Genomic DNA, 15,075 nt, shown 5'->3' with positions numbered 1-15,075 from the left:
CACCCTCGTCAACCTCAACTAACACCGGGACGTTACGGGAGAAATGAACTCTTTCGGCCGCTCACGGTAGGTCCAGCCAGGTCTGACGGCAGGGGCGTCGCAGGCTCTGGGCGTCGCAGGTGGCAGATGATCGCCGCGCCGAACACCGCTTGATGTGGCGTTCCTCCTCGACCACGACTGGGCGGGCATCCGGCACTGACCCCACGGCGGGCGGTCGGTGGTCCGGTGGGACCAACCACCGGACCACCGGCGTCGTGCTCAGCGGCGGCGGGCCGCCACGTCCTCCACGATGTCCGCCACCTCGGCCGCCGCCCGCAGGTCGTCGAAGGACGCCTGCACGTGTCGGCGGGCCAACCGGCCGCGCAGGGCGAGCGTGCCGGCGACCCAGCCCTGGTACGCCGCGTCGAGCGCGCCCAGCAGGGCCGTCGGATCGGCCGGTGGCACCACCCAGCCGGAGCGTTCGGTGACCGCCTCGGGAAGACCGCCGGCCGCACTGACGATGCTCGGCACGCCCATCGACCCGGCCTCCACCGCCGATCCCGGCCCGTCGCACAGCGACGGGGAGACGCTGACGTCGGCGGCGGCGTAGCAGGGCCGCACGTCCGGGACCGATTCCACCCAGGTCACCCCAGGATCGCCGGTAACGTCAAACTGATCGCTGAGCTGCCGCCGGTAGTCTTCCCCGGCACCCGTCCAGCCGCCCCCGACCAGCAACAGATGCGCTTCCGGGTGCCGGCGGCGGAACGTCCGCCACGCGGCCAGCAGCACCTCATGCCCCTTCACGCCCCGACCCGAGCGGACCAGGCGCATGGGCGGGTAGACGTGGGAGACCATCACCGCGAGGAACGCGGCCTGGTCGATCCCCAGCTCGGCCCGGAGCTTCGCCCGTTGGTCCGGACCGGTCGCGTCCGGGCTGAACGCGTCGGTGTCCACCCCGTACACGGCGACCGGGCGTCGCTGCGGCGGGCAGCCCAGCTCCCCGTACCGGACGGAGGCATACCGGCAGCTGCAGATCACCACATCGTCCAGCCGCCACATCATCCGCTCCACCGACCGGACCAGTCGGGACTCCAGGTACGCCGGGCCGGCCACCATGTGCACCCGATGCACCGGTAGACCCAGCGTGGCCAGCCGCACCGCGTAGGCCGAGGCGATGAGGTGGTACTGCACCACGTCGGGGCGCAGCCGGCGCAGCAGCGCGCGTAGCCGCAGCAGCCCGATGGGAACGTACCGGTCCATCGTGAAGTCGTACGGTGAGGCGAGCACCTCGATGCCCCGGCGTTCCAGTTCGTCGCTGAGCCGACCGGACCCGGGCGGCAGCACCACGGCCACCTCATGCCCCCGGTGCCGCAGCTCTTCCACCTGGGGGAGCAGCCACATTCCGCCCGCGTTGGTCTTGACCAGCACCGCGATACGTAACCGTCGCGGACTGGGCGGATGAACCGCTCCGACGGCGCTCACCGGGCTGGGAGTCCCTTGACCGCCCGACAGTGCCCAACACGGTGGTCGAGGCCGGTGACCGGGCTCACCGAGGGCCCTCCGCGGAGCTGTGGCCGGTGCCTGCGGCGGCCAGCCCACGCGGGCCGAGATACTCGCGTGCGGTGGCAGCCCCGGGGGCGGTGATGCCATCACGGCGCAGCACGATGCGTACCGTGCGGAGCAGGATGCGCAGGTCCAGCCCGAACGAACGCTGCCGCACGTAGCACACGTCGAGGGCGAACCGGTCGTCCCAGCTCAGCGCGTTGCGCCCGTATGCCTGCTGGAGACCGGTGATGCCGGGACGCACCTCGTGGCGGCGGAATTGCTCCGGGGTGTACCGGTTCAGGTACGCCGGCAGCAGCGGGCGCGGCCCGACCAGGCTCATCTCGCCGCGCAGCACGTTCCACAGTTGAGGCAGCTCGTCCAGGCTGGTCGTCCGCAGCCACCGGCCGAACGGGGTGAGCCGGGCGCCGTCGTTGGTCGGTGCGCCGTCCTCGCCGTCGATGCTCATCGAGCGGAACTTGACCAGCTCGAACAGCCGCCCGTGCCGCCCCGGCCGGGCCTGGCGGAACAGCACCGGACGACCCATCGTGATCAGGACGGCCAATGCCACAGCGGCGAGCACCGGGGCGGTCAGCAGCAGACCGACGGCGGCCACGAGCACGTCCAGCAACCGCTTGACGGCGTCATAGGGCCGGCTCATTGGCGTCCCTCAAGGAACTCGGCGATCGCGGCGAACACGCGCTCGACCTGGTCGTCGGTGAGCGCGGAGCCGCTGGGCAGCGAGAGGCTGGTGGCGAAGAGGTGGTCGGCGGCGCCCGTGAGGGCGGCCTGCCGGTCCTCGTACACCGGTTGGCGGTGCATCGGCTTCCACATTGGCCGGCTCTCCACACCACGGCCGGCCAGGTGCGCGGCGAGTTCGCCGGGGTCCCAGCCGGTCCGCTCCGGCTCGACCACCACGGAGGTCAGCCAACAGTTCGAGCCGGGGTCGTCGGCGCCGAGGATCTGCGTGCCCGGCACGGTGGCGAAAAGTCGCGCGTACCGGTCCCGCAGCGCCCGCCGTCGGGCGACCATCGTGTCCAGCCTGCTGAGCTGCGCTCGGCCGAGAGCGGCCAGCAGCGTGCTGAGGCGGTAGTTGTAGCCGATGTCGCGGTGCTCGTAGTGCGACACCGGCTCGCGGGCCTGGGTGGCCAGGTGACGGGCGCGGGCGACGAGCGCGGCGTCGTCGGAGATCAGCATTCCTCCGGCCGAGGTGGTCATCACCTTGTTGTGGCTGAACGAGTAGATCCCGACCCGGCCGAGGGTGCCGGCGCAGCGCCCACGGTATGTGGAGCCCAACGCCTGCGCGGCGTCCTCCACCACGGGAACGCCGATGGCCGCGCAGAGCGGCAGCAGCCGGTCGTAGTCGGCGCACCGGCCGTTGATGTCGACGGCCAGCACGGCGGCGACCCGTCGGCCGGTATCGGTGAGTTGGCCGAGCAGGTCGGAGAGCAGGTCGACATCGAGGTTGCCGGTGGAGGCGTCGCAGTCCACGAAGACCGGTTCGGCGCCGGTGTAGGTGACCGCGTTGGCGGTGGCCGCGAACGTGAGCGTGGGCACCACCACCACGCTGTCCGGCCCGGCACCCACCGCGAGCAACGCCATGTGCAGCGCGGCGGTGCCGGAAGAGAGCCCCAGCGCGTACCCGACTTTGACCCGTGCGGCCATCTCTCGTTCGAACGCGCCCAGTTCCGGCCCGTCGGGGTCGAAGCGGCCGCCGCGGATGGCACGCAGGAGGTAAGACTCCTCCAGCTCGCCGATGTCCGGCGACGACAGGTAGACCGGGTCGGTCACGGTCGGGCCGCCGCTGCGCGGTGCCACGGACGGACGGTTGTGGATCAGATCCACGGACGGCGCCTCCGATCGGACGTGATAAAGGACCAAAATGGTTGTAGCAGGGCTTATGGGCGTTGATGGCCGTTTCCACCGACCCTGCACGAAATAGAGCCGACCGGCCCTGGCACACGAACCGACGGCCGAGCCCGGCCGGCTAGAGTGCTGCCGGCCGCGCCTGCGTGCCGCGTACAACAGGGAGAACGAGTGCTGCACCTCAGGGTGATTGCCCCGACGGGCCGGTCCGCGGAGGTCGTCGACCTGCTGTCCGCGGAGGCGGGGGTCACGCACCTTGCCGTGCTGCCCGGCGTTGCCCTGCAGCCGCAGGGCGACCTGATCCTCTGCGATGTGGTCCGGGAGAGCGCCGACGCTGTCCTGCGGGGCCTGCAGCAGCTCGGTGTGGAAACGAGTGGCGGTATCGCCGCCGAGGACGTCGAGCTGACCATCTCCGCGTCGGCCGACCGGGCTGCGGAGAATGCGCCCGGCAGCGGCGCCGACGCGGTGGTCTGGGACGAGATCGCCGCGAAGACCGGCGAACAGACCGAACTGTCCGGCACCTACCTGGTGTTGATCGTGGTGGCCACGATGATCGCCGGCATCGGTGTGCTGCTGGATCAGCCGATCCTCATCGTCGGGGCGATGGTGGTCGGTCCGGAGTTCGGCCCGCTCGCCGCGCTCTGCGTGGCGCTGCTGCGCCGCCGGCTCGACGTGATCGGCAGGTCCGTGCAGGCCCTCGCCGGAGGCTTCCTGGCGGCCATGGTGGCGACCGTGCTGAGCACCTGGGCGCTGACCGCCGCCGGCCTGGTGACCGAGGAGATGCTGCTCGCCGAGCGCCCGCTCACCGATTTCATCTGGCGGCCGGACGCGTTGTCCTGGGTGGTCGGTCTACTCGCCGGCGTGGCCGGCATGCTGTCGTTGACGTCGAAGAAGTCCGGCAGCCTGGTCGGGGTGCTGATCTCGGTGACCACCGTGCCGGCCGCGGCGAACGTGGCGGTGGCCGCCGCCTACGGAGAGTGGGACGAGGCGGCCGGCTCGGCTCTCCAGTTGGTGATCAACCTGTGCGCGATCGTCCTGGCCGGGCTGCTCACCCTCGTGGTGCAGCAGGCCTCGTGGTGGAACCTGGCTCGCCGGTCCCGTCGTTCAGCAGCCGGTTGAGCAGCGTCCGCAGCGGGATCGACTCACCGTCGCGACCCCCCGCTCCGACGACCAACGGCGCCGGGCTGGGCTGCGGGTCGACACCGAACAGCCGAGCCCGCAGACCGCCCGGCACGGTCAGCAGGTGGAATCGACCAGCCACGTCCACCGCCCGGGTTTCGGCCCGGTCGACGTACCAGCCGGTCAGCCCGGTCCGGTAGCGCCCACGCCCGTCGTATCCCCGGGCGGCCAGCCGGGTGGTGGGCAGCCCTCGCCGGGTCGCCTCGGCCACGAACCAGGCCACCAGCTCCGCCGCCTCCGCGTGCTCGGCGGCCCGCCGCCGCGCGTCTGCGTCGGCGTGCGCCCGCACCGCCTGCCGCTGCTGATCCCGCCACTCCCGGGCGTCTCGCTCACCCACGACGCCGACGGTACGCGAACCAACTCAGTCGAGCACGGCCCGCAGCGTGTGCCGGGCGATGTCGGCCATCACCGGGTTGGTCTCGACGTAGTACGGCAGCGCGTTGATCGCCTGTAGCAGCGCCCAACCGCGCCCCCGCTCCCACGTGTCGTCGTCCACGCCGAGCGCCCGCCGGTACGTCTCCCGGGAACCCGCGTCGAGCAGGTTCCACGCCGGCATCAGGTCCACCGAGGGGTCGCCCACGCCGACCGCGCCCAGATCGATGACCGCGGCCAGCCGGCCGTCGCGGACCAGCAGGTTGCCCGGCATCAGATCGCCGTGAATCCACACGTCGGCGAGGTCGTCGCGGTGCGCGTCCCGGCACCGCTCCCACACCTCGCTGAGCGCGGTGGTGTCGGTGAGCGCGCCGCTGACAGCGAGCGCGGCACGCACGCCGGCGTCCTCGGCGGCCAGCCGCCCGCCGCGCCCGTTCCCGGACCAGATCCGCCCGCCGGTGTCGATGCCGCGCAGAGCCGTCACCACGTCGGCCAGGTCGCGCGCGAAGACGTCGAGGTCGGCGATCCGGTCGGGCTGGGCCGTCTGGCCCGGAATGAACTGGTACGCCGTCCACGGCCCGGGGTACCCGTCGCCCGGCTCGCCGAGACCGAGCGGTTCGGGCACCGCGACCGGCAGGTGCCCGCCGAGCAGCACGGCGTGCTCCTGCTCGCGCCGCAGCTCGGCGCGCAGCTCGGGATCGGTCGAGGGGAGCAGCGGAAACCGCAGCACGATGTCCGGGCCGAGCCGGAACAGGGCGTTCACCGTGCCGGTCGAGGGGAGCGGCCGGACCGGCAGGCCCCGCCACCGCGGAAACTGCTCGGCCACCAGCGCGGAAACGACGTCCACGCTCACGTCCACCTGATCGGCGTGCATCCTCACCGCGAGATCATCACCCCGACCCTCGCGGCCACGCGAGCGGATTTTTTCCACAGCCCGCAGAGGCCGAGGTGCCGGGATGACCGCCCGTTCGGCGGCATCCCGGTCACCTGCTCGCGCCAGGTCAGGCCAGTCCGGCGCGGCGCAGGGCCTCCGCCATCGCGTCATTGGCCGGCGCCGGTGCGCCCTGCCGCTGCCCGCCACGACCGCCCTGCTGCCCGCCACGACCGCCCTGCTGCCCGCCGCCGCGACCGGCCTGCCCGCCACGACCGCCCTGTCCGCCGCCGCGACCGCCCTGCCCGCCACGACCGTCCTGCTGCCCGGTGCCGCGACCACCCTGCGGGCCACCGGATGCGCTCTGCCCGCCGCGACCACCCTGCGGCGCGCGCTGCGCCGGGCCGCCACGCCCCTCCTGGCTCGTCCGACCACCACCACCGCCGCCACCACCGGCGGCGGGCTCGTCGTCCAGGCGCAGGGTCAGCGAGATCCGCTTGCGGGGTACGTCCACGTCGAGCACCCGGACCTTGACCACGTCGCCGGACTTCACCACCTCGCGAGGGTCCTTCACGAAGGTCCGGGACATCGCCGAGACGTGCACCAGCCCGTCCTGGTGCACCCCGACGTCGACGAACGCGCCGAACGCGGCCACGTTCGTGACCACGCCCTCCAGCACCATCCCCGTCGTCAGGTCGCTGATCTTCTCCACCCCCTCGACGAAGGTGGCGGTGCGGAACTCCGGGCGGGGGTCCCGGCCGGGCTTCTCCAGCTCGGCGAGGATGTCGGTGACGGTGGGGAGGCCGAACCGGTCGTCGACGAAGTCGGTGGCCCGCAGCCCGCGCAGGATGCCGCTCTTGCCGATCACCGAGCGCAGGTCCTGCCCGGTGGTGGAGAGGATGCGGCGCACCACCGGGTACGCCTCGGGGTGCACGCTGGAGGAGTCCAGCGGGTCGTCGCCACCGGGGATGCGTAGGAAGCCGGCGCACTGCTCGAACGCCTTCGGCCCGAGCCGGGCCACCTTCTTCAGCTCGGTACGCGTACGGAACGGCCCGTTGGCGTCCCGGTGCAGCACGATGTTCTCGGCCAGGCCGGCGCCGATCCCGGAGACCCGGGTCAGCAGTGGCGCGGAGGCGGTGTTGACGTCCACCCCGACCGCGTTCACGCAGTCCTCCACTACCGCGTCCAGCGACCGGGACAGCTTCACCTCGGACAGGTCGTGCTGGTACTGACCGACGCCGATCGAGCGCGGGTCGATCTTGACCAGCTCCGCGAGGGGGTCCTGGAGGCGGCGGGCGATGGAGACCGCGCCGCGCAGCGACACGTCCATCCCGGGCAGCTCCTGCGAGGCGTACGCCGAGGCGGAGTAGACCGACGCGCCGGCCTCGGAGACCATCACCTTGGTCAGGTTGAGCTGCGGATGCCGGGCGATCAGATCACCGGCGAGCTTGTCGGTCTCACGGGACGCCGTGCCGTTGCCGATCGCGATCAGCTCCACCCCGTGCGCCCCGGCCAGCCGGGCGAGGGTCTCCACCGACGCGTCCCACTGCCGGCGCGGCTCGTGCGGATAGATCGTGTCGGTGGCGACCACCTTGCCGGTGGCGTCCACCACGGCCACCTTCACGCCGGTCCGCAGGCCCGGGTCCAGGCCCATTGTGGGCCGGGTGCCGGCCGGCGCGGCGAGCAGCAGGTCCCGCAGGTTGGTGGCGAAGACCCGCACCGCCTCCTCCTCGGCCGCCTGCCACAGCCGCATCCGCAGGTCCGCGCCGAGGTGGATGAGGATCCGGGTACGCCACGCCCAGCGGACCGTGTCGGTCAGCCAACGGTCGGCCGGGCGGCCCGCGTCGGACACTCCGAACCGGCCGGCGATGGCCGCCTCGTACCGGGTCGGGCCGGTCGGTACGGCGTCCGCCTCGCCCGCCTCCTCCGACTCCATGGTCAGGTCGAGCACGCCCTCCTTCTCGCCCCGGAACATCGCCAGGATCCGGTGCGAGGGCAGCTTCGGGTACGGCTCGGAGAAGTCGAAGTAGTCGGCGAACTTCGCGCCGGCCGCCTCCTGACCCTCGCGTACCCGGGAAACCAGCCGGCCCCGCGACCACATCTGCTCGCGCAGCGTGCCGATCAGGTCGGCGTCCTCCGCGAAGGTCTCGATGAGGATGGCCCGGGCGCCCTCCAGCGCGGCGGCGACGTCGACGACGCCCTTCTCCTCATCGACGAACCCGGCGGCGGTCGCCCGTGGGTCCTGACCCGGGTCGGCCAGCAGCGTCTCGGCCAGCGGCGCCAACCCGGCCTCGCGGGCGATCTGCGCACGGGTTCGCCGCTTCGGCTTGTACGGGAGGTAGATGTCCTCCAGCCGGGACTTCGAGTCGGCGGCCATGATCTGCGCTTCCAGGGCCTCGTCCAACTTGCCCTGGCCGCGGATCGACTCCAGCACCGCGGCCCGCCGCTCGTCGAGCTCGCGCAGGTAGCGCAGCCGCTCCTCCAGGGTGCGCAGCTGGGTGTCGTCGAGCAGGCCGGTGGCCTCCTTGCGGTAGCGGGCGATGAACGGCACTGTGGCGCCGCCGTCGAGCAGCTCCACGGCCGCCCGCACCTGACGCTCGGCCACGCCGAGCTCGTCGGCGATCCGCTGATGAACAGACTGGGTCACGATCTCGATCCGCCTTCGGGAGTGGGTACGCCTGCATTCTGCCGGGCGGGTCGGGGCGCTGTCGCCGCGCCCGGCCGGGGCGGGGGGACCGAACCAGCGCGCCCGGCCGGGGTGACCGGCGGCGGTCCCGTCGGGCCTGCGCTAGCGTGGCGATCATGGAATCTGCTGCGGAGCCGCGCGCCCGGCGGCTCTTCGGCGGCAGCGCCCGGGCCCTCGGCGACCTCACGGCCAACCCGTTCCGTGCCGACCGGGACCGGATCGTCGGCTCGCCGTTCTTCGCCCGCCTCGGTGGTGTCACCCAGGTGATCAGCCCGGTCGGCTCCGGGCTGCTGGTGCACAACCGGCTCACCCACAGCCTCAAGGTGGCCCAGGTGGCCCGGGCGGTCGCCGAACGGTTGAGCGCCGACGAACGGTGGCGTGACCTGCTGGACAAGCTCGGCGGCTGCGACCCCGACGTGGTGGAGGCGGCAGCGCTCGCCCACGACCTCGGCCACCCACCGTTCGGGCACCTGGGGGAGCGGGTGCTGGACCGGCTGGCCCGCCAGCGCCTCGGCCTCTCCGACGGTTTCGAGGGCAACGCACAGTCGTACCGCATTGTCACCAGCACCGAGATCCGCGGCGCGGCCACCACCGGGTTGGACCTGACCGCGGCGGTCCGCGCGGCCATGCTGAAGTACCCGTGGACCCGCCTGGACCACCCCGACCCGCACCCGCGCACCATGGACCCGCCGCCGCGCGGCGCCACCCCGCCGCCGGACGACCCGGAGAGCGGCTCGTCGAAGTTCGGCGCGTACCGGACCGAGCTGGACGACCTGCGGCAGGCCAGGGCGCCGTTCGCCGGTCGCATTCCGGACTGGCAGCAGACCGTGGAGGCGTCCGTGATGGACACCGCCGACGACATCGCGTACGCCATCCACGACGTGGAGGACTTCTACCGGGTCGGGGTGCTCCAGCAGGGTTCGGTCTCCGCGGAGTTGATGGCCTGGCAGCGCGAGAGCGGGCAACTGCGGGCGATCACCGACGCGGCGCTGGCCACTGCTGCCCGGCGACCCGGGGCAGCGATTGAGCGGCTACGCCGGCAACTGCACCGCAAGGACGCCTGGATCGCCGACGACGACGCGTTCGCCGCCGCCGTCGAGCACGTCCGCGAGGAGTTGGTGGACGGGCTGCTCGCGATGCCGTTCGACGGCTCGATCGAGGCCGAGCAGTACGTGGCCCGGTTCTCCGCCCGCTGGTCCACCCGCTTCGTCGAGGCGATCACGGTCACCGAACAGCCGTCGGTGCGCTCCGGGCACGTCCTGCTGGGCTGCGCGCAGTGGCACGAGGTGCAGGTACTCAAGTTCGTCCACCACCGGTTCGTGCTGGCCCGCCCGGATCTCGCCCTGCACCAGCGCGGCCAGGCCCGGCTGCTGGGCACCCTGGTCGAGGCGCTCTGGGAGTGGCTGCTCGACCCGGAGGAGGAGTCCCGACTGCCCCGGCGGCTGCACGACCTGGTCGAGCTGGCCGAGGCGGAGCTGCACCCGCGTACCCCGGACCGGATCGGGCGTGCCCGGGGCCGAGCCATCGTGGACTTCGTCGCCCAGCTCACCGACGGTCAGGCGGTGGCCATGCTGGACGCGCTCTCCGGCCGGTCGGGCGCGCTCTGGACCGACGCGTTCGTGCTCTGACCTGACTCAGGCGATGCCTGCCTGGCCCGGCTCAGGCGACGGACTGCCACCAGCCGTCGACGGCGGGCGGGTCGTCGACCACCACCAGCTCGCCCGGCCGGGGAACGGCGAGCCGCACGTCGCGGGCCTTCGCCTCGGCCCACAGGCGGTCGACCGGCTCGGACCAGTCGTGCAGGGCCAGGTTGAACGTCGCCCAGTGCACCGGCACGAACAGCCCACCGCGCAGGTCGAGGTGGGCGCTGACCGCCTCCTCCGGGAACATGTGGATCGTCGGCCACGCCCGGTCGTACGCGCCGATCTGCATCAGCGTCACGTCGAACGGCCCGTGCTCGGCACCGATCTCGGCGTACCCGTCGAAGTAGCCGGAGTCGCCGGTGTAGAAGACCTTGCGGTGCGCCCCGGCCACCACCCACGAGCTCCAGAGCGTGCCGTCGCGGCGCAGCCCTCGTCCGGAGAAGTGCTGGGCGGCGGTGGCGGTGATCTCCAAGCCGGCCACCCGGTGCGACTCGGACCAGTCCAGCTCGATGATCCGTTCGGCGGGTACGCCCCAGCGGTCCAGGTGTGCGCCCACGCCGAGCGGCACCAGGAACGGCGCGGACTGCCCGGCGAGCAGCGCCCGCACGGTGGCCATGTCGAGGTGGTCGTAGTGGTCGTGCGAAATCAGGATGGCGTCCAGCGGGGGCAGCTCGTCGATGCCCACCGGTGGCTCGTGCAGCCGGCGCGGGCCGACCAGGCCCGAGGGGGAGCACCGCTCGCTCCAGACCGGGTCGAGCAGCACCCGCCGGCCCTCGATCTCGATCAGGGTCGAGGCGTGGCCGTACCAGACGATGTTGAGTTCGCCGGCGCTGTCGGCGGCCTCCGGCCCGCCGGCGCTGGGGCGCAGCAGCGGGACGGCTGCGGTCGGACGCCGCTTCTGCTTGCCGAAGATCAGCTCGCGGACCAGGTTGCGCCCCGGCTCGGCGATCATCGTGCGGGTGCCGGCCCGGTTGTGGAAGGTGCCCTCGCGGAACTGCGGCGAGCGGGCCGCCCGTTCGGCCCGCGCCCCGCTGAGCCGGCCACCCAGGGCCGCCGGCACATCCCGGGCGACCCACGCCAGGCCGGCCAGCGCGGCCAGGCCAGCGGCGCCCCGCATCCGTCGCCCGAGCGACCGTTCGACGTCCGTGTTCTGCGCTCGTGCCATTGCCGTCCCTCCGACGTGTCCGCCCTACACGGTAGTCACCCGGACCGACCCGTGCCTCGGTGGTCGCCACGCCGGGTCGGTCGCCGGCAGCGGCGACCGACCCGGGACGGAGCTCAGCGGGTGCCCTAGCCGCCGTTGCTGGGGCGTCGGGCGGTGATCCGGAACGTCCTGCCCACGCCCGCGATCCGGTCCACAGCGGCCAGGAACTTCGGGCCCATGGCGGCCCGGGCCTGCACCGCCGGCTGGGTCGCGCCGAAGTCCTCCGGGTTGGCCTGCCCGTCGGCGAAGAGGGCGTAGGTGAGCACCGCCGCGCCGGAGCGGTCGAAGATCACGCCGGCCTCGTGCCGGGCGTCGGCGTACCAGCCGGCCTTGGTGGCGATCCGGGCCCGCTCGTCGGAGGACATGGTGCGCCGGATGCCGTCGGTGAACGCCACCGGGGAGCGCAGGATGCCCAACAGGTACGTCGTCGAGGCGGGGGAGAGCAGCGTGCCAGCGACCAGGGCGCGCAGCAGGTCGTGCGTCTCCCGGGGGGTGCTGGTGCCGAGGAAGAACCGGTTCGGGTTCGCCACCGGCTGGACCTGGGTGTTCGGGAAGCCCTTGGCGACCAGGATGGAGTTGATCTCGGCGGCCGGGGCGACCAGCCCGCACAGCCGCACCGCCGTGTCGTCCGAGACGGTCAGCAGGTTGGCCAGCACGTGCCCGATGGTCACCAGGCTCGGGTACGCGCCGTCCAGGCTGAAGATGCCGTCACCGCCCGGCACGACGATCGCCGCGCTCACCTCGACCTGCTGGTCCAGGGTGAGCAGCCCCCGGTCGACCTTGTCGAGCACCGCCGTGGCGACGGCGATCTTGTTGACGCTGTACGCCTCGATCCGCCGGTCCGCGTCAGTCTCGACCGCAACCACCGGCGCACCGGCCGGGTCGGCGACGCTGACGTACGCCTGCCAGTTGCCGCCGGCCTCGGCGCTGTGCTTGGTGAAGACGGAGGCGACCCGGCGGGCGGCCCGAGCGGGGGTGGTCGGCGACGCCTCGGTGGTCTCGGCGGCGCTCGCCGGGGCGGCAGCGCCCAGCACCGTGCCGGCGGTGGCCACCGTGCCCAACCCGAGTGCCGTTCTGCGGTTCAGTCGCATGGTCAATCGTCTCCCCGATCGTGGTGTGCCAGAGCGCTTGCTGGCCCACCACCCTAGGCGAGTTGATCGATGCACGATGCCCCCGAATTTGTCCCGAACAGTCCCGAACAGGTCAACCGAACCGTCGACGCAGCGCGGCGCCCACCGCAACCACCGGCCCGGACACGAGTTGCCGCAGGTCGGGCAGGTGGCCGCCGCGTACCGCTTCGCCGGCCGGGTTCGCGGCGAAGACCGAGCCGTCGTGCGCGGGAACCGACCGTCCACTCAGGCCCGCCGCCCGCATCAACGGCCCGACGACGACGTCGTAAACCCCCGGCAGTACGGCGAACCCGGCCCGCAGCACCACGTTGAGCCGGCCCACCGACACCTCCCGGCGCGGCCGGTCCACACAGTCCACGATGGCCCGGGCCACCCGCTGCGGGCCGGCGACCGGCGGCGGAGGTCGCCCGATCCGACCCAGATAGTTGGCCGCCTGCTGGTACACCGGTGTGTCCACGCTGCCCGGGTTGACCAGACACAGCCGGATCTCCGGGCTGTCACGCAACTCCTGCTGCACCGTCCGGACCAGACCCTGCAACCCCCACTTGCTCGCCACGTACGCGCTCATGTACGGCGCGGTGATGTGCCCGAGCACCGAACCGGTGAGGATCACAGTGCCGGCCCCGGTGGCCCGGAAGTGTCGCAGCGCCACCCGCACCGAGCCGGCGGCGCCGAGCAGGTCGGTCCGCACCACCTGGTCGAAGACCCGTTCCGGCAACTCGTCGAAGCGCCCGTAGGCCATCACCGCCGCCGTGTGCACCCACACGTCGATGCGGCCGAAACGGTCGATCGCGGCGCCTGCGAGCGCGTCCAGCGCGTCCGGCTCGGTCACGTCGGTCGGCACGGTCAGCACGTCGACGTCGGCGCACTCCTTGCGTACCTCGGCCAGGATCGTGGTGGCGCGAGCGGCGAGGACCAGGCGGTCGCCGCGCTCGGCGAACGCCCGGGCCGTCGCCCGGCCGATCCCGCTGCTCGCGCCAACGATCACGACCACCCGGCTCACGGTGCCACTTGAATTCGTGACTGCGGGGCTCGCAACCCCGGCTCACTCCTCGCACTCATGGCACCGGCTGCATTCGTGACTGCGGGGCTCGCAACCCCGGCTCACTCCTCGCACTCATGGTTCGAGCACGACCTTGATGCAGCCGTCCTCCTTCTTCTGGAACATCTCGTACGCCTGCGGCGCACGGGCCAGCGGCACCCGGTGGGTACGCAGGTCCTCCACGCCCAGCGGGTCGTCGTCGCCGGAGAGCAGCGGCAGGATCTCGTCGGTCCACCGGCGCACGTGGCACTGCCCCATCCGCAGCTGAATACCCCGGTCGAACATCTCCATCAGCGGCATCGGGTCCGCCTCGCCGCCGTACACGCCGGAGAGCGACACGGTGCCGCCACGGCGAACAGCCTTGAGCGCGGCGTGCAGGACGGACAGCCGGTCCACGCCCACCCGGTCGGTCATCGTCTGGGCCAGCTTGTCCGGCAACAGCCCGGCGGCGGTCTGGGCCAACTTCCCGGCCGGCGAACCGTGCGCCTCCATCCCGACCGCGTCGATCACCGCGTCCGGGCCGCGGCCGTCGACCAGATCAATCAACGCGCCCGGCACGTCGGACAGCTGGCTCACGTCGAGCACCTCGATGCCGTGCCGGCGGGCCAACTCCAGCCGCTCGGGAACCAGGTCCAGCCCGATCACCCGGCCCGCGCCGAGGTGGCGGCCGATCCGGGCGCAGAACTGCCCAACCGGACCCAGGCCGAAGACCGCCAGGGTGCCGCCGTGTGGGGTGTCCGCGTACTTCACCGCCTGCCAGGCGGTGGGCAGAATGTCGGACAGGTAGAGGTAGCGCTCGTCCGCGCCGGTCTGCGGGATCTTGATCGGCCCGAACTGGGCCTGCGGGACGCGCAGGTACTCGGCCTGCCCACCCGGCACCGAACCGTAGAGCGAGGTGTAGCCGAACAGGGACGCTCCCTTGCCCTCGCTGGTGACCTGAGTGGTCTCGCACTGCGCGTAGAGCTGGCGCTCGCACATCCAACAGCTGCCGCAGGCGATGTTGAACGGCACCACCACCCGGTCGCCCGGCTTGAGCCCGGTCACCTCCGACCCGACCTCCTCGACGATGCCCATCGGCTCGTGGCCCAGGACGTCACCCGGCTTCAGGTACGGCCCGAGCACCTCGTAGAGGTGCAGGTCGGAACCGCAGATAGCGGTCGAGGTGATCTTCACGATCGCATCGGTCGGCTCCTCGATCCGAGGGTCCGGGACCTCCTCGACCCGTACGTCCCGCTTGCCCTGCCAGGTGAGCGCCTTCATGTCCCTCATCCCTTCTCACTGCCGTCTCAAAGGACTGCTACCCGGGCTCGGGCACTTGAACCGGCGGCGTGTCCCTGGCGTGGGTGGTTGCGGCTTGATCCACTCGGGTTCCTTGAAGTCGCGGTATCCGACGTCCGGTGACAGGCCGACTTCCTGAAACCCGAGTGGATCATGCGATGCGAGACGGGTGAGGCGGCTGCGCGACGGGCCGGGCGCGCGGGCCGGGCGCGACGGGCCGGGCGCCACGGGGAGGCCGGGCGCGACGGGTGCGGAGCGGTCGGCGTACCCCAGCAGGAGCGCA

The 15,075-nt window shown here is 72.4% G+C and carries 12 protein-coding genes; 2 read left to right on the top strand and 10 right to left on the bottom strand.

Translation table 11 applies throughout. The annotated features are described in order from the left end of the window. Positions 1–258: 258 nt before the first annotated feature. The 3 genes from MED15_RS25235 to MED15_RS25225 form a co-directional block, all read right to left on the bottom strand. Positions 259–1,407 (bottom strand): glycosyltransferase family 4 protein, encoded by a 1,149-nt coding sequence (locus MED15_RS25235; RefSeq protein ID WP_244220576.1) that lies wholly within the window; start codon positions 1,405–1,407, stop codon positions 259–261. 118 nt (positions 1,408–1,525) lie between these two features. Continuing rightward, positions 1,526–2,182, bottom strand: a complete 657-nt coding sequence (locus MED15_RS25230; RefSeq protein ID WP_112584683.1) for a sugar transferase — start codon at positions 2,180–2,182, stop codon at positions 1,526–1,528. Then, positions 2,179–3,366, bottom strand: coding sequence for a DegT/DnrJ/EryC1/StrS family aminotransferase (locus MED15_RS25225; RefSeq protein ID WP_112584682.1), 1,188 nt, complete (start codon positions 3,364–3,366; stop codon positions 2,179–2,181). The genes MED15_RS25230 and MED15_RS25225 overlap by 4 nt, the downstream gene beginning before the upstream one ends. A gap of 192 nt (positions 3,367–3,558) precedes the next feature. Between MED15_RS25225 and MED15_RS25220 the strand changes: the two genes are divergently transcribed. Next, positions 3,559–4,506 (top strand): DUF389 domain-containing protein, encoded by a 948-nt coding sequence (locus MED15_RS25220; RefSeq protein ID WP_112731232.1) that lies wholly within the window; start codon positions 3,559–3,561, stop codon positions 4,504–4,506. Here the strand turns inward: MED15_RS25220 and MED15_RS25215 are convergent. The 3 genes from MED15_RS25215 to MED15_RS25205 all read right to left on the bottom strand — a co-directional run bounded on the left by MED15_RS25215 (position 4,436) and on the right by MED15_RS25205 (position 8,456). Beyond that, on the bottom strand, positions 4,436–4,903 hold the full coding sequence (locus MED15_RS25215; RefSeq protein ID WP_112601712.1) for a hypothetical protein: 468 nt from the start codon (positions 4,901–4,903) through the stop codon (positions 4,436–4,438). The genes MED15_RS25220 and MED15_RS25215 overlap by 71 nt on opposite strands. A gap of 24 nt (positions 4,904–4,927) precedes the next feature. Then, entirely contained in the window at positions 4,928–5,812 is an 885-nt protein-coding gene (locus MED15_RS25210; protein WP_112737116.1) for an aminoglycoside phosphotransferase family protein, read from the bottom strand. 127 nt (positions 5,813–5,939) lie between these two features. Then, the gene (locus MED15_RS25205; protein WP_112726692.1) at positions 5,940–8,456 is read right to left on the bottom strand and encodes a Tex family protein; all 2,517 of its coding nucleotides are present in this window, start codon (positions 8,454–8,456) and stop codon (positions 5,940–5,942) included. A gap of 155 nt (positions 8,457–8,611) precedes the next feature. Here MED15_RS25205 and MED15_RS25200 point away from each other — a divergent pair, with 155 nt between their 5' ends. Then, on the top strand, positions 8,612–10,123 hold the full coding sequence (locus MED15_RS25200; RefSeq protein ID WP_112584707.1) for a deoxyguanosinetriphosphate triphosphohydrolase family protein: 1,512 nt from the start codon (positions 8,612–8,614) through the stop codon (positions 10,121–10,123). A gap of 31 nt (positions 10,124–10,154) precedes the next feature. On the opposite strand, the gene MED15_RS25195 is transcribed toward MED15_RS25200, so the two are convergent. The 4 genes from MED15_RS25195 to MED15_RS25180 all read right to left on the bottom strand — a co-directional run bounded on the left by MED15_RS25195 (position 10,155) and on the right by MED15_RS25180 (position 14,774). Then, positions 10,155–11,303, bottom strand: coding sequence for an MBL fold metallo-hydrolase (locus MED15_RS25195; RefSeq protein WP_112584677.1), 1,149 nt, complete (start codon positions 11,301–11,303; stop codon positions 10,155–10,157). A 125-nt stretch (positions 11,304–11,428) separates the two neighbouring features. Beyond that, positions 11,429–12,433, bottom strand: coding sequence for a serine hydrolase (locus MED15_RS25190; protein WP_244220575.1), 1,005 nt, complete (start codon positions 12,431–12,433; stop codon positions 11,429–11,431). 112 nt (positions 12,434–12,545) lie between these two features. Next, entirely contained in the window at positions 12,546–13,466 is a 921-nt protein-coding gene (locus tag MED15_RS25185; protein ID WP_244220574.1) for an SDR family NAD(P)-dependent oxidoreductase, read from the bottom strand. 123 nt (positions 13,467–13,589) lie between these two features. Continuing rightward, positions 13,590–14,774, bottom strand: coding sequence for a zinc-dependent alcohol dehydrogenase (locus MED15_RS25180; RefSeq protein WP_112603766.1), 1,185 nt, complete (start codon positions 14,772–14,774; stop codon positions 13,590–13,592). Positions 14,775–15,075 lie beyond the last annotated feature (301 nt).

The sequence above is a fragment of the Micromonospora noduli genome (genome assembly GCF_003264475.1).
GTDB lineage: Bacteria > Actinomycetota > Actinomycetes > Mycobacteriales > Micromonosporaceae > Micromonospora > Micromonospora noduli.
Note: the sequence above shows the minus strand (reverse complement) of the source record. Positions and strands in the feature narration are given on the sequence as shown.

Excerpts from the sequence above, each read along its gene's own strand:
- MED15_RS25180 (WP_112603766.1), bottom strand. The coding sequence starts at position 14,774 with ATGAAGGCGCTCACCTGGCAGGGCAAGCGGGACGTACGGGTCGAGGAG.
- MED15_RS25210 (WP_112737116.1), bottom strand. The coding sequence starts at position 5,812 with ATGCACGCCGATCAGGTGGACGTGAGCGTGGACGTCGTTTCCGCGCTG.
- MED15_RS25230 (WP_112584683.1), bottom strand. The coding sequence starts at position 2,182 with ATGAGCCGGCCCTATGACGCCGTCAAGCGGTTGCTGGACGTGCTCGTG.
- MED15_RS25190 (WP_244220575.1), bottom strand. The coding sequence starts at position 12,433 with ATGCGACTGAACCGCAGAACGGCACTCGGGTTGGGCACGGTGGCCACC.
- MED15_RS25195 (WP_112584677.1), bottom strand. The coding sequence starts at position 11,303 with ATGGCACGAGCGCAGAACACGGACGTCGAACGGTCGCTCGGGCGACGG.
- MED15_RS25200 (WP_112584707.1), top strand. The coding sequence starts at position 8,612 with ATGGAATCTGCTGCGGAGCCGCGCGCCCGGCGGCTCTTCGGCGGCAGC.